Origin of the sequence: Gottfriedia sp. NPDC058432 (genome assembly GCF_042721555.1) — a bacterium.
GTDB lineage: Bacteria > Bacillota > Bacilli > Bacillales > Bacillaceae_G > Gottfriedia.
On sequence record NZ_JBHXLC010000012.1, the window covers coordinates 111,163 to 127,399 of the forward strand.

Annotated in this window: 7 protein-coding genes; all 7 read left to right on the forward strand. The window is 36.5% G+C overall.

The features are described from left to right. Positions 1-153 precede the first annotated feature (153 nt). The 7 genes from ACFWM3_RS14180 (at position 154) to ACFWM3_RS14210 (ending at position 16,194) form a co-directional block, all read left to right on the forward strand. Entirely contained in the window at positions 154-4,257 is a 4,104-nt protein-coding gene (locus ACFWM3_RS14180; RefSeq protein WP_390311746.1) for a S8 family serine peptidase, read from the forward strand. 69 nt (positions 4,258-4,326) lie between these two features. After that, positions 4,327-8,445, forward strand: coding sequence for a S8 family serine peptidase (locus ACFWM3_RS14185; RefSeq protein ID WP_390311748.1), 4,119 nt, complete (start codon positions 4,327-4,329; stop codon positions 8,443-8,445). Positions 8,446-8,652: 207 nt separating this feature from the next. Then, positions 8,653-9,120 (forward strand): DUF3291 domain-containing protein, encoded by a 468-nt coding sequence (locus ACFWM3_RS14190; RefSeq protein ID WP_390311749.1) that lies wholly within the window; start codon positions 8,653-8,655, stop codon positions 9,118-9,120. Between the two features lie 141 nt (positions 9,121-9,261). Continuing rightward, positions 9,262-10,644 carry an L-cystine transporter gene (locus ACFWM3_RS14195; protein WP_390311750.1) on the forward strand — a complete coding sequence of 461 codons (1,383 nt, stop codon included), beginning with the start codon at positions 9,262-9,264 and terminating at the stop codon, positions 10,642-10,644. 415 nt (positions 10,645-11,059) lie between these two features. Further along, entirely contained in the window at positions 11,060-11,266 is a 207-nt protein-coding gene (locus ACFWM3_RS14200) for a hypothetical protein (protein WP_390311752.1), read from the forward strand. Positions 11,267-11,749: 483 nt separating this feature from the next. Further along, entirely contained in the window at positions 11,750-14,791 is a 3,042-nt protein-coding gene (locus tag ACFWM3_RS14205) for a LamG-like jellyroll fold domain-containing protein (protein WP_390311754.1), read from the forward strand. A 308-nt stretch (positions 14,792-15,099) separates the two neighbouring features. Next, on the forward strand, positions 15,100-16,194 hold the full coding sequence (locus ACFWM3_RS14210; RefSeq protein WP_390311755.1) for a HupE/UreJ family protein: 1,095 nt from the start codon (positions 15,100-15,102) through the stop codon (positions 16,192-16,194). The last annotated feature ends 43 nt before the right edge of the window (positions 16,195-16,237 follow it).

Here is a 16,237-nt window from a genome sequence, read left to right on the forward strand (position 1 = left end):
ATATAAATGAGAACGATGACAATTTTTGTTATCGTTCTTTTTTTATAAAAAAATTAATTTGACAGAATTTTCAAAATAGTAAAATTCCATAAAGTCTTTTTATAATAAAACGAGTAGGACTATTTCATTGAAGGGAAGAGAAGGATGAGAAAGATGAGAAAGATGAGAAAGATTAAAAATCGTATCACTCCATTGACGCTAAGTATGGGGCTAATTTGTAGTACATTTGCACCAATATCTGCTGTATCAAATGTACATGCTCAAACTACTTCATTAGTTGAGCAAGTACTATCAAAGCTTACTCCAGCTCAGAGACAAGCATTAAAGCAACTTCAAACAAGTGATCAAACTGGTTTGCAAATTTCATCGGATGTCAATCTAGAAACTGATAAACCAATCTCAGTCATCGTTGAATTTAAAACAAAACCATCCAAGATTGCGATGCTTGAATCTCAGCTTCAAGGTGAAAGCTTATCTACATCAAGTGCTAATCAATTAGTTGAAGCCTCACATGAAAACTTTAAAAATGATGCAAGTAAGATCTTAAAACAAAAGCAATATAAAATTAAGCGTACATACAAAACAGCCTTTAACGGTGTTTCGATGACTCTTCCATCGAATCAAGTTAAATCATTGTTGAAATCAACTACTGTAAAAGCAGTTTGGAGCGATAGTGAAGTACATATCGATCCACCTATAGAAATGAAAGCTAATACTACTAATGTTTCTAATGATTCTTCAAATATGCCAAGTAGTATGCCATTTTTAGGAATTGATAAGCTTCATGAAGAAGGCTATACAGGTAAAGGAGTTAAAGTAGGAATAATTGATACAGGTATCGATTATAATCATCCTGACTTAAAAGACTCTTATAAGGGCGGCTATGATTTTGTAGATAACGATTCAGATCCTATGGAAACTACATACGATGACTGGGTGAAGGCAGGAAAACCGGCAGCAAATGGCGGCAATGCTTATTATACGGAACATGGTACTCACGTATCTGGGACAATTGCGGCAAGAGGGAAAAATAACTCACCAAATGCGCTTGTAGGAGTAGCACCCGATGCAGACTTATATATGTATCGTGCATTAGGAGCATATGGTTCAGGAACATTAGATGCTATTTTGGCAGGAATTGATAAGGCAGTTCAAGACGGAATGGATGTCATTAACCTTTCGTTAGGAACAAATTACAACGATCCACTTTTTGTAACAAGTGTTGCGATTAATAATGCAGTACTTCAAGGTGTAACAGCAGTTGTTGCTGCGGGAAATGCAGGCCCAAATTCATATACAGTCGGTTCTCCTGGAGCTGCAGCTCTTGCTTTAACTGTTGGAGCAAGTGATGTTCGTACAACAGTATTGCAACCTAAAGGAACACTTCATACTAGTATAGGGGATTTGCCTGCATCTCAGATGGAAATAAACGCAGAGAATTTCGACAATCCTATATCTAGTTTTAAAGGACAATCACTACCAATTGTTGATGTGGGTAAAGGCCTTGAAGCAGATTTTGCTAACAAAAATGTAGCTGGAAAGATCGTCGTGACGAATATTTATTATGCAAATGTAAGTACAAAAATAGCTACTGCAAAAAAATACGGAGCAAAAGCTGTTATTCTCTATGATCCAGATCAAACTTACAGCTCTTTAGGATCTTTAGGGAAAAGTCCTAATTATCTACCTACATTTTTCATACCAAAACAGGAAGGGAATGCAATTTATAATCAATTAAAAAATGGAGAGGCATCATTTACTTTTGATGATGTTAAGGAAGTGGTTTCATCAGAGGGAGATCATTTAGCATCTTTCAGCTCAAAAGGCCCAACAAAAGTAACGTATGATATTAAGCCAGAAATTACCGCACCAGGTGTACAAATACTTTCCACAGTACCATCTTATATAAATGGTCCGAATTATATTGGAAACTATAATTACGCATACCAACAACTATCAGGAACATCAATGGCAACACCGCATGTTTCAGGTATTGCAGCTTTATTACTTCAAAAAAATCCGAACTATACACCAGCTGATATCAAAACAATTTTAATGAATACAGCAGATCCATTAAAAGATCCATACAGCGTTTATGAAGTTGGTTCTGGTCGAGTGGATCCATATGAAGCAATTCATTCTGATGTTGAAGTTCAAGTTTCTGATGAAACACCAATGATTCGAAATGGTAAGGAAAAGCAAATTAAAGAAAAGACTGGGGCAATTAGCTTTGGTACGATGGCACCTAATGGACAAAATATAGGAGACAAGCGAACACTTACAATCTATAACAATAGTAAACAAGCTAAAACATTTGATGTAAAAGTAGCGTTTCAAAAGGATCGATTAGGTTCGAAGGATGCTGATGCAAATGGAGTAGGAATTGTAACCGATAAATCGATTAAAGTAAATGCAGCTTCCAAAAAGCAATCTGTCGTTTCTATTTTTATCCCAAAAAGCGCTTCTTTAGGTACTTATGAAGGGTATATTACTTACACGAATCAATCGAATCCAGATGAAGTCTATCAAGTGCCATTCGCAGTTCGAACAGTTGAAAAAGGAATTTACGGGATGATTGTATCACCGAATGTCTTTACAACAGAAACCGATAGCTTCCACTTAGCACAAATTAATAATGCGAGCGTGATGTTTGAATTTAAATCTCATATGAGATATGTCGATTTAGTTTTAGAAGATTCTAAAACTAATAAAGAAATAGGATATATTGGTCAAATTGACGGGATCCCTTTAATGGATAATGTAACTTATTATTTACAAAGAGCATTTGATGGATCGTACTACCCACTTACTGGTGACGAGAAAAATCCAATTGCAGATGAAAAAGTAATGGCACCTCAAGGAGCATATAAAATCAGGTTAATCGCAACTGAAGATGATGGAACAACGTACGAAACTGAAAGCCCAGTCTATATCGATAATGAAAAGCCAACAGTCAAAATGGATAAGCCTGATGGAGTTTACGAATACGAACCTGGCCAGCAGACAATTCAGTTAAAAGGATCAATCTTTGATAAAGAGTATGATGATATGAATGCAAATGGAATCAATCTTACTCAAGCATCTAACAAGCTGATGTACGGATATAATGCGGGAACATATAAGTCTATGCCAGTAGCCGAAGATGGATCTTTCTCAGTTGATGTTCCCATGATTGAATCAAATTCTCTTTTAGCGGTGCAAATGTATGGTCTAGATGCAGCAACAAACAAGGATTTCCGTAGCGTTAAACAATTCTTCTTTGCGAAAAAAGGGACTCCATATGCAATATCGAAACCGGAAAAACAAGATGTCAAAATGGGTGAGACGTTTAAATATACATTATCTCTAAATAATGTAAAGGATCTTCACAAAGCTGAGTTTGCTTTTAAATATTTAATGACTTATTTTGATCTGATTGATGTAAAGCCAAATCCAGAAGCAAGTAAATATGGGGAGGTTAATATTAATCAAGAATTTTCATTAACTGGTTCACAAAGAAATATGAAAATCACTGCAACTTTACCTGAGCAGACTAAGGTGTCGGGGAATATTCCATTAGTGGATATTACGTTAAAAGTTCGAGATGATAAATTCATTAAAGAACCTACTGCACTTGTAAGTACAAATACAAATTATACTGATACAGCAAATAATGTAGTACAAGTAAAGTCTGCAGATTTTTATGTATCGATGATTCCAACTTATTCTGAAACGTTTGGCGATGTATTAGCAGAAGGGCTAATGAGAGATGGCGCAGCGTATTTTGGAATTGACCATACTACAGTTGGTGGAACACTTAAAGCGGTTGATGTGAATGGAATTACTTATAATGGCGTCATTTCAAAACAGCCATCTTTTACTTTAACGAAACTACCAATTACGAATAAGCCATTCACAATTGTTATGGATATTCCTGGACATTTTACAGTAAGAAAACCTTTTAACATTAGTGATAATGATAACGGTAGTTTAATAGGGCAACGCATGAAGCTTAACTATAGTCCTGCAATTGCTGGAGATGTAAATAAAGATGACGCAATCGATGTTCTTGATGCACTTTATATCCAAACTTATTGGGGCACAAGTAAGCGTGAAGCAGATATTAACTTTGATGGAAAAGTGGATGCGACAGATATGGGATTTGTAAAGAAAAATTATTTAATGCAAAATCCGACAGCTACAAATGCTCCTAAACCTAAAAAGACTTATAAAGGTCAAACATTAGAGAGTGTACTAGAATCGCTTAACATTCAGTAATAAATTAGCAATCTATAGAAGAAAAGTCGTAGCAAATTCACTTACTTAAATGGAAAAGGGAGAAAGAGAATGAGAAAAAACATTACGAAATCAATTACTGCACTTGCTATAGGAACAAGTTTACTTGCTGGAGGCTTTGTATCATCATCTGGAATTAAGCCAGTAAATGTACAAGCTGCCATGAATACAGAATCAATTTTAGCAAAGCTTACACCAGAGCAAAGAAAAGCTTTAACCCAATTAAAAATGAGCGATCAATCTGGTCTGCAGATTAGTCCTGACGTGAATTTAAACAGTGATGAAAATATCACGGTAATTGTTCAATTTAAAGCTTTACCTTCTAAAACTGCAGTCCTGTCTGCAAAGGCTGAAGGAAAGACTTTAAGCGTCTCACAGGCTGATCAACAAGTTGAAGATTCTCATACAAATTTTCAAAAGGATTTAACAACAATTTTTAAAAATGATAAAGAAAAAACACCTTACACAATTAAGCGAAAGTACAAGCATGCGTTTAATGGTGTATCTATGAAAATTCCGGCTAATAAAGTTGAAGCTTTAATGCAATCAAAAGCAGTTAAAGCGGTGTGGGAAAGTAAGGAAATAACAGTTGACCCTCCGGTTGAACAAGAAAGTACTGAAACTGGAACTGATTTACCTGAAGGAGATGTGAATTCCTTTTTAGGTGTGGACAAGCTTCATAAAGAAGGGTACACAGGTAAAGGAATCAAAGTAGGGGTTATTGATACAGGAGTTGACTACAATCATCCTGATATTAAAGCAGCATATAAAGGTGGCTATGATTTCGTCGATAATGATAGTGATCCAATGGAAGCAACTTACGACGACTGGAAAAAATCTAAACAGTTAGAGGTTGTTTCAGGAGCAACATATTATACTGTTCACGGAACTCACGTTTCTGGGACAATCGTTGGACAAGGCACAGCTGACTCTGACTACTCGGTTACAGGTATAGCTCCGGATGCTGATTTATATGTGTATCGCGTACTTGGTCCATACGGTAGAGGATCATCAGATGCAATCATCGCTGGTATTGACAAAGCTGTAAGTGACGGAATGGACGTTATTAATCTATCACTTGGTTCGGATTACAATGACCCGATGAATCCACTTGCTTTTGCAATTAACAATGCAGTGCTATCAGGCGTAACAGCGGTCTTAGCTGCAGGAAATGCTGGAAATGGAATGTATACGGTTGGCACTCCGGGAAATGCACCATTAGGGTTAGCAGTTGGGGCAAGCAGTGTACCGGCTACAATTGAAGAAATAAAAGGTTCGGTTCAAACTAGTACAGGAAAAACTTCGGCGGATATTCGCTTAATGGCAAAGAGCTTTACAGACGATATTCAAAGTTTTGTTGGTAAAAATTTACCAGTCGTAGATGTGGGTTACGGTGCCTTTGCTGACTATAATGGTAAGGATGTTAAAGGGAAAATTGCTTTAGTTCAACGTGGTAGCATTACATTAAACGATAAAATTAAGTTTGCTAAACAAAAGGGAGCAGCGGCTCTATTCATCTACAATTCTGATCCAACAGAAGGATATGTTCCGAACAATTTAGGTGAAGGAGTTGTAAATATCCCTACTTTCTCTTTGACAAATGCTCAAGGGTTAGATTTATTACAAAAACTAAAAGCAGGAGATACTTCCTATTCATTTGAAAAATTAGGTGAAGTGAAAACGGAAGGTGACAAGCTTGCACCGTTTAGTTCACGTGGTCCTGCTCGTGTAACTTATGATATTAAACCTGAAGTTACAGCACCTGGTGTAGATATTCTTTCTACTGTGCCAACGGACTTCGCTGGTAGTGCATCTCTTGGTGACTATAAACACGCATATGCACGCTTATCTGGTACATCGATGGCAAGTCCACATGTAGCTGGTATTGCAGCATTATTATTACAAGCTCATCCGGATTATACACCATTAGATGTTAAAGCAACCTTAATGAATACAGCGGATCCACTAAAAGATAAATATAGTGTTTATGAAGTAGGAGCAGGACGTGTTGATGCTTATGAAGCAGTGCATGCAGGAGTAAATTTAGAGGTGTTAGATACTACTGACACAATGATCGGCAATAAAATGAAAACAATTAAGGAAACAACAGGCGCGATTAGTTTTGGCACTTTTACTTCAACAGGAGTAAATAGAGAAGATTATCGTAATGTAGTATTAAGAAATGATAGCAAAGAAACGAAAACTTTTGATGTAAAAGTAGTTTACCAAACTTCTAGAATCTCAAAAGATGCTGTTGCAAATAATGTAAAGATAACAGTCGATTCAGAGTTAAAGGTAAAACCAGGGCAACAAAAGAAACATGCGGTATTTATCGATATTCCAGCAAATGCTGAAAAAGGGACATATGAGGGTTATATTGTTTACACAAATAAACAAAATCCAGATGAAACGTATCAAATTCCGTTTGCAGCACGTTTCGTTGAAGAAGGTATTGAAGAATTAGGGGCATTTCCATATGCACTGACAAGTAACACGTATGACAATCATCCATTTACGAGACCACGAACAGATCTATACTTCCAGTTGAAGTCTCACATGCGTTATATTGACGTAATACTGACAGATGCAAAAACGAATGAAGACCTTGGAATTATTGGAACATTAGATGGAATTCAGGCCGATGAAAATGTTCTGTATCGAGTTGCAAACGGATTTGGTGGAATTTATATACCATTTTCCGCTGATCCAAATAGTCCGCTAGTTTACAAGTATGTTCAGGCAAAACCAGGGTTATATAAAATTAAATTTATTGGTCGAAATGATCAAGGAAAAACCTTCACTTCTGAAACTAAAGTATATATAGAAGACAATAATCCGACTGTTCAACATAGTTTACCGTTCGGAGTTTACGAGTACGAAGATGGACAACAATCAATTCCGTTTTCAGGGAAAGTTTTTGATAAAGATATTGAGGATATGAAAACAATGGGATTTGATATCGACCAGTCATATAACTCGGTTGTAGGGTATTATGATACATTCATGGGTCCTTATGGATGGGTTGATTCACCTTCAGAAGAATTACCTGTTGATGAAAATGGTAACTACAAAGGTGAGGTTAAATTAAATCCAAACGCTAATTTTACAAGATATTACTCATTTGCGATGGACTCCGCATCAAATGGTGATTTCGGTAGAATGAATGAAACACTTTTTGTTAAAAAAGGTAGCCCATATGTGACAGGTACCTTAAATAAAGAAGCTATAAAAACGGGAGAAACCGTTACAGCTACTTTATCTGCTCACAACTTAAATAAAACAAATGAAGTCTCATTTGAATTTGACTATGCGTCATACAACTTTGATATTGTTGGAGTATTGAAAAATTCACAAACGAAAAGTCAAATAAGTTCAGTGACAACTGAGGAATCAGCTTCGACAAGTGGAAAGCATATGAAGATAACAGTAGAGTTAACAAAACCTGTAACTGGCGAAGTACCACTTCTTGATATTCAAGTAAAAGCTAAAAGTGATAACTATAATAAAGGTTGGTATGAACTTCAGGATCTAAAAGCTAACGTGACAAACAAAGCCGGTACTACAGAAAGTGCACCTGGATTTATGAAGTCATTCAATGTAATACCGACTTTTTCACAAATGGCTGCTAAAATTATTCCAGAAGCGTACTTTACAACTCAAGGAGTACAAATTGCTAAAATCGATTACACGAAAATTGGTGCCAATGTAAAGGTAATTGATGGTCAAAATAATGTTTATACAAACGTAACATATCATCCTGACGGGTTCTTTGAAGTTTTCAATCTTCCATTATCTGTTAAACCTTTTTCTGTTGAAGTCGCTGTACCAGGTCATTTCACAACAAAAGGTATATTTACAATTGGAAAGTCAACCGAAAATGGTGTACTTGGAGAAGCAAAATTAATTGGTGGAATTAGTCTAATCGCTGGAGACGTCAATAATGATGACGTTATTGATGTAAAAGATGCAATTGGAATGAAAGCAAATTGGGGTACAACTAATCGATCAACTGATATTAACTTCGACGGTACGACGGATGCAAAAGATTTTGCCTTAATTGAGCAAAATTATATGATGAAAAATCCAACCGTAACAGATGCTCCAAAACCAGTTAAAAAGTATCAAGGAACAACAATTGATCTTGTTAAAACTCAATTAGGAATTAACTAGTATCGTATTTTTAAAAGACAATCAAATGGGAGAAATCCTAGTTGATTGTCTTTTTTTGTTGTCTACAGAACACTGAATTTGATATTCAGTTGTATTACTTAATCCAATTCTCTACAAAATATAAAAATATTGAAAAAAAGAATTAGTTATGAAATAAAAGCTTACTTGAATATAAATTTAATAAAACCTGTCTATGGAGGACTATTTATGGCTTTTGTTGCAATCTATACAGTTGGTAGGCTAAAACACCCATATGACGACTCTGCCTCTCGTCAATTTTTTTCTGTAGGAAATGATGTATTTCGTCAGGCTACTAAATCAGGACACATGATTGATGCGTTTTCATCTGATGGAATCTCTCTACCTGAAGAAGTTAGTAAGGGGGGCGGTTATCCTATACTTACACTAACGGTATGGAGGAATCTTGAATCTTTATATCGTTTTACGTACTCGGGGCACCATAAGCAAGCGTTGAAGGATCGAAGTAAATGGATGGAATCTTATAAAGAGAAGCACTTTTCATATATTGTGTGGTGGACCGAGAAGCAAAGTGATGTTTCGTGGGAAGAGGCCTTTAAAAGATATGACTATTACATTCAAAATGGACCAACTCCTACTGCTTTTGATTTTAAGCATGCATTTGATCAATATGGTGAAAAATTATTAATTAAGTAGTAATAGATTTCTAGTTAAATTGTATCTTAATGATAAAAAAGTAGGAATTTTACAAAAATATAATAATTCCTACTTGATTTATAGGAATACTTGTATTAATATTTTCGTAAATTATATTATTAAAAGAAAAGGGGGAGAAAAATGAATACATTTCTTATCTGCGTAAATGTTGTTATCTTATTAGTACTTATGTATGGCTTGTATTTTATGCAAAAAAAGCATGTATCTTTTTCAAAACGTGTATTCGCAGGTTTAGGTTTAGGTCTTATTTTTGGTTATATTATTCATTTAATCTATGGAACTGAACATGAAGTTACAGTCGGATCAATTGATTGGTTTAGCATTGTTGGTAGTGGCTATGTAAAACTATTACAAATGATTGTTATGCCACTAGTATTCGTTTCAATTGTCGGAGCGTTTACAAAATTAAAGTTAACTAAAAATATCGGTAAAATTAGTGTCCTTGTTATTGGGATTCTACTGGGTACAACAGCAATTTCAGCAGCTATTGGAATTGGATCCGCTTTAGGATTTGGACTTGATGGAATCAAAATATCAGCAGGTGCTGCAGAGACTGCTAGAATTACAGAATTACAAGGACGTGTTCCAAGTGTCGAAGCTATGACAATTCCAAAACAAATCCTTGAATTAATTCCAAGTAATCCATTTTTAGATTTAACTGGTGCACGTGCAACTTCAACAATTGCAGTTGTAATTTTTGCAGCAATTGTGGGAATTGCCTACCTTGGTATAAAACGTAAAGAGCCTGAAACTGCAGAGTTTTTTGCAAAAATAATTGATACACTTTATACAGTAACGATGAGAGTCGTATCGTTAATTCTTCGTTTAACACCTTACGGAATCTTAGCAATCATTACAAAAGTAGCAGCAACAAGTGATTATGATGCAATCGTAAAATTAGGTAAGTTTGTAATAGCATCTTATGTGGCTTTAATCGCAATGTTTATCGTGCATTTATTATTATTATCATTTGCAAAACTAAGCCCAGTAAGATATGTGAAAAAAGCATTACCAACTTTATCATTTGCATTTACTTCACGTACAAGTGCTGGAACTTTACCAATGACAATCAAAACACAAACAAAAGATTTCGGTGTTTCAGAAGGAATTGCAAACTTCGCTGGTTCGTTTGGTCTTTCAATCGGTCAGAATGGATGTGCAGGTATCTACCCAGCAATGCTAGCTGTAATGGTAGCTCCATCAGCTGGTGTTGATCCAACAAGTGCATCATTTATTATCTCTCTAATTTTAATCGTAGCAATCAGTTCATTCGGTGTAGCTGGTGTCGGTGGAGGAGCAACTTTTGCAGCTCTTATCGTACTATCAGTTATGAATCTTCCAATCGCAATCGTTGGACTACTAATCTCAGTTGAACCTTTAATTGACATGGGCCGTACAGCTCTTAACGTTAGTGGAGCAATGACATCCGGTATCCTAACAAGTAAGGCTACCGGAGAATTCGAAAGTGAAGTCTATCAGCAAACGGATGTTGTGGAAGCATAAATGAAAAACTAAATAAAAATAAAGAGTCCCGAGGAAAATGGCTTTTACTTGGGGCTCTTTTTTGTATAGAAATATCAATCGATTCATTGTGTATGCAGGTCCTTTAACTAGATGCATACATTAAAAAAACATTATGCATTATTAAAAATATCTTAATAGTATTTATTGGTAGACATAAAAATTAAGTTTACTTTACATATGGTCAATAATTAAGGTGTATAATTAATGGCTAATTTTACTAGTTATATAACAATTTTTTAAATCTAGAAGAATCTAAGATCGATAGGACACCGAAAAATATAGCTAACAGACATGATTTCAAATTCAACTACTTAAGTTCAAGAACGTAGTTTTTCTTGAACTTTTTCGTATTTATTTAGACGTTGAAGATCAATTCTGGCCTAAGGATAGAGGAATGAAGGGTATACAGTTTTTAGGACTTTGGTTCTTCTTATTTGTTTTACTTCCTGAGGAAAGCATTTGGTTAAAAGTCTTTATCATTACGGATTACTTAACACAAATGGTTGTGTTAATAATTGATAATTTAGAATTAATGTTCAATTTACATAGTGATTATATAATTGTCCGTGTGATATTTTTCACCTTCTCACTGAAAAAATAAATCAAAATTCTAAAGTGTGGCTGACTTCACTAGGAGAAGAAGTCGTAAGGAAGTTAAGTTCATTTAGGAAAAGGAGGAACAATATTTTATTGATATTTAGCTATTTTTCATAGTTTATAAATTGTTGTAATCTGCTTTACTACATTGAATTCACTTAATAGTCAGGTAAAAGTTCAGTGAGTTGATCTGTTAGATTGGGTGGAAACCTTGTAGCAAGAGTTGTAAAAGATCGATGCTTCCGAATTTAGTAAAAAAAACTGTCCAACAGGGGAGGGACAACAAAATTCGATGTGCCGGGCCGACGTTAATATGTATCCATAGATCTCTATACATTCGGATGGAAATAAACCCTATTTAGTTTTCCCTGTTATAAGTGATATTCATATTCAAGCTAAAAGTAATAATTTCTTAGAAAAGTTGGTCTTTACTTTAGAGTAATTAGCAGTAATCGTAGAAAATTAGAATTCCTGGAGGTTTTCTGTAATGAAAAGAATTTTATCTATTTCTCTCGTATTAACGATGATATTCGTTATGTTATCAACCACCACGAATGCACTTGCAAACGAATCGGGTACCAAACTTGTAAAAATCGACAATATGCAGCCGGTATACGGTCAAACGATCACTGCCAATGTAATCATGGGTCATGGTTCAATGGGCAAAAATCTAACATTTCAATGGCAAGTACAGGAATCACGTATAAGCGATCAATATGTTAATGTAAAATCGGGTGGGACTTCCAAAAGCTACACAGTAACATTAAATGATATTGGTAAAAAATTGCGCGTTGTAGTTGGTTTACCATCAAATGGTGACAGAAAAACTTCATTGCCCACAAATGCAGTATTAAATGCCAACCCCCTTATTTCATCGATGAAATTCGACAATAATTTAAAGGACGATGCAAATCAAGAGAAATTGGAAGGGAAAGGAAATTATAGTTATGTAGACGGTGTATTACCCGGGGCCAAAGCTCTGCACCTAGAAAGCGGAGACGGTAATTACGTCGGTACGACGCATAGCTTGAATTTTGGTAATGACAGTTTTACCACATCCTTCTGGTATAAGGGTGACACTAACAATAATCAGGTAATATTATCAAACAAGGATTTTACTAAGAGCACTAACGAAGGCTGGGCGATTTATACATCAGCCAATTCGGTCAATATGAATTTAGGATTCCCGACCTCATCAATAAAATTTGGGCGTGACACGTTTAATGCTTCCCATTGGCGTTACGTGACATTTGTTGTAGACAGAGATAAAATGCTTGGATCGTTGTATATTGATGGTTATAAAATGACTGAAACTTCTCTGGGGGTTGGAACCTTAGATTCATCGAACCCATTAAATATAGGTAGCGACGGGTCGGGCAAAAATGGAGGTAATTCATTCGATATAGCTGATCTAAATATTTGGAAAGGTGCATTTAGCAGTGATATGGTTCAAGCTAATTATAATAGTTACGCTGTAAATAAAGTAGATATGAAAGCACTTAACGACAAAATATCAGAAGCAAATAAAATAACTGCAGACGGTCTCGGTAACGGCTTCAGCCAAACCGATTTTGATTATTTGAAGAAGGTTTTGAATACGGCAAATAAGGTTGCAACAACTCAAAAAGTAAAATTATATACACAGGAAACCATCAATTATTACGAACGTGAACTAAACAACGCCATATTCATCTATCAAAAAAGCAATAAAACATTAACTCCTGCCGGTTTAAATATGATTGTGGACAGCGATCCGGAAGTAAGTGCTAATCCCGCAACAATCGCGCGTATTGAAAAAGATTACAGAACTGAACTGAGACTATTCCCACAAGCCGACGTACTCTTTATTCCTGGCGACGTTACCGGTGGAAACAACGCCAATGAATATGTGTGGATGAAAAATCTGACAGACATTTACAATAAACTTAAAGGTGAGGGGCTGTTTGACAATACGAAGCTTTATATGGTAAGAGGCAACCATGATATGGGCGGCGCCGAAAAATTTATACCTGTCGGTTCGGCGGGCGCGTGGAACGCTTCAACGAATTCATACGATAACAATTTCTTTAACAGTGCTTATAGGGTAAAGGTAAAAGGATATAATATTGTAGGTTTTGACGGAAATTATAACAATGACAATACAGTGGGAAAAACCAAAGATTTACTCAACCAAATTAAAACAGAAGCGGATTACGATCCAACCAAACCCATATTTGTATCTTCTCACTACCCTATAAGTGGAACAGTGTGGTCAGGGAGATGGAGCAGCGCAGCAAGTAATAATGTAGGTAAATATATTGCCGACAATGACTTGTCGCAGGTGGTATATATGTCAGGTCATACGCAATACGACCCGACCGACGAACGTTCTCACTATCAAGGTTCTGCTACGTTTCTCGACAGCGGTGCGAGTTCATATTCAAGCTATATTGATGATGGTCCTTACGGTGGATATTTAGAAGGCTCGTATATCAACTATAAAACTACACCTCGCATTGTGAATTTCTTAGAGGTTTACGGTTCAAAAATTATCATCAAACAGTATAACTTAAGTACAGATGAATATGTAGGCATACCTTCTGTAAAAATCGTTGGTGAAGGTAAAGAGGCCTTTACCTATAGTAGGAGCGATATAAGAGAACTCATAGCTCCGGAGTTTGAAGAGGGTATTACGGTCGATTCCTACAAAAACAACGAACTTGCTTTTACAATAAAGCAAGCAAATGACAATGTGCGCGTTTTGGAATATAATATTCAGCTTATCAACAAGCTCACGGGGAAAGTGGACAAATCGTTTAACAGCCTTTCGCTTCCACTAGACAAGCCGTTCGATGAATACAGGCATTATAAGTTTACAAATTTGTCGCCGACTACTCCATATATACTCAGGGTATTCGCTGACGATTCCATGTACAATCGTTCGTCGCAGGACATTGAAATTGAGGCTCAAAGAGTTAATTTAAACAGCATCACTGCGCCTGCATCGGTATCTGCGAACAACGGAACGGCCAAGACAGCGGAAGCTCTTGGATTGCCCACAGAAGTAATTCTTGCAACCGATAAAGGAAATGTGGACGCAAGTGTGACTTGGGATTTAAGCGGCGTTAACTACAATCCGGCTATCAAGACGGTGCAGACCTTCTCGGTGCCAGGGACCGTAACCCTGCCTTCCGGAGTTGAAAACCCGAACAGCGTTCCATTGACAACAAGCATTAACGTAACTGTTCAAGCAGTTGGAGTGGCTACAGGCCCAATAACACTAGACAAATCCCAGTACAACCAAGGGGAAGCTATTACCCTATCCTATACTGGGGCAGCGTTAAACGGGAAAGATTGGGTCGGCATATACAAAACCGGAGATGTTCCTCCAGGTGCCGGTGCATCTTTGCGATGGAGTTATTTAAATTCTGGATCTGGAAAAGTTAGTTTAAACAATGGACTGGCTCCTGGCACTTATGATGTACTCTTTTTGCTCAATGACGGTTATACGGTAGTGGATCGCAAGACATTCCAAGTCGTTCAACCGTGACGTTAAAGAGCATAACAGTGCCTGCAGCCATCACAAAAGTAGAGCAATTCAAGTGTTTGAAACCAAAAGTATACACGCAGGTTTCATCGCATTAGCGAAATTTAGGATGGATCGGTAATGAAACGGGGGGAGATCAATTTTCTCCCCCTTATCGATTTAAACGCTTAATAGTACCAAAGGCGTACTAAATCTGCATCACAGCTTGAAATAAGTCGAGCAACATGATCAGGTTGCAGAATGAACGTTCGTAACAGGATATACAATATTTCAATTTGTAATACTAACATTTCATGAAAAGAGGTTCCGCTATGAAGATGCGTTCATTTCTGTCCATGTTCATCATCATGTTCTTATTATTTTTTGGGACTACCACAACTTCACTTGCGCATTCCATAGATATGAGTTATTCGGATTTAAACATTGAAGGAAACGAGATTCTGTATGACCTTTTTATTGAACAAAAAGACTTGTTTCCACATTTCGGTACTAACTTGGATAATCTGGTGAACGATGAACTGGCCTCGCAAAAAATTGAATCCTATTTACAGAATGGTCTTCGATTAGATGCTGATTCGAAGCCATTAAAGATGGAATTGGTTTCGATGAATATGGCGCAAAAGGGTGTCGTAAGAGGCATGGAATTTCAACTGAGGTTTATCGCCGATGAAGAAATCAAACAATTTAATCTGCATTACGATCTGGTGTTTGACGATGTACCTACTCATACGAGTGTACTCATGGTCCATGCAGGGGACTATTTTCAGCAGGATATGATTAATAGCACTAATAAAGATATTCTGATCAACCTTCCCAAGGGCCTTTCCAAGGACACTCCCAAGGACCTTCCAAAGGCTAAGATTGGCGCTGTTTTGTGGAAATACTTTAAGCTTGGCATAGAACACATTTTGACAGGTTATGATCATTTACTGTTTTTGTTATCCTTAGTATTAATCGCAACTAGATTCAAGGATGCGTTGAAAATTGTTACTGCCTTTACTATCGCTCACAGCGTTACACTGTTCTTGGTGGCGACAGGTCGCATTCACGTCATCCCTTACTGGGTCGAATCCTTGATTGCCCTGACAATCTGTTATGTAGCAGTGGAAAACATATTTGTTAAAAAGGTGAAATGGCGGTGGATATTGACGGCCTTATTTGGCCTGATTCATGGCATGGGCTTTGCCGGGGCCTTGGCTGAAACTGGACTTCCAAAGAGTAATCAACTTGGCTCACTCCTAACGTTTAATTTAGGTGTGGAAGCAGGACAACTCATGATCCTATGCCTATTACTTCCTTTCTTGCTATTGATGCAACGTTTCCCATGGTATCGTAAAATGATGGTCTCAACGTCTTGCCTTATTTTTGCGGTGGCATTTTATTGGTTAGTTCAAAGACTACAATAAGTCCATGATGATTCCTATTTCTGATTTTTTACATTGGGAAAAT

Bases quoted from the DNA above. Each gene is read 5' to 3' on its own strand.
- ACFWM3_RS14180 (WP_390311746.1), top strand. From the start codon at position 154: ATGAGAAAGATGAGAAAGATTAAAAATCGTATCACTCCATTGACGCTA.
- ACFWM3_RS14185 (WP_390311748.1), top strand. From the start codon at position 4,327: ATGAGAAAAAACATTACGAAATCAATTACTGCACTTGCTATAGGAACA.
- ACFWM3_RS14190 (WP_390311749.1), top strand. From the start codon at position 8,653: ATGGCTTTTGTTGCAATCTATACAGTTGGTAGGCTAAAACACCCATAT.
- ACFWM3_RS14195 (WP_390311750.1), top strand. From the start codon at position 9,262: ATGAATACATTTCTTATCTGCGTAAATGTTGTTATCTTATTAGTACTT.
- ACFWM3_RS14200 (WP_390311752.1), top strand. From the start codon at position 11,060: ATGAAGGGTATACAGTTTTTAGGACTTTGGTTCTTCTTATTTGTTTTA.
- ACFWM3_RS14205 (WP_390311754.1), top strand. From the start codon at position 11,750: ATGAAAAGAATTTTATCTATTTCTCTCGTATTAACGATGATATTCGTT.
- ACFWM3_RS14210 (WP_390311755.1), top strand. From the start codon at position 15,100: ATGAAGATGCGTTCATTTCTGTCCATGTTCATCATCATGTTCTTATTA.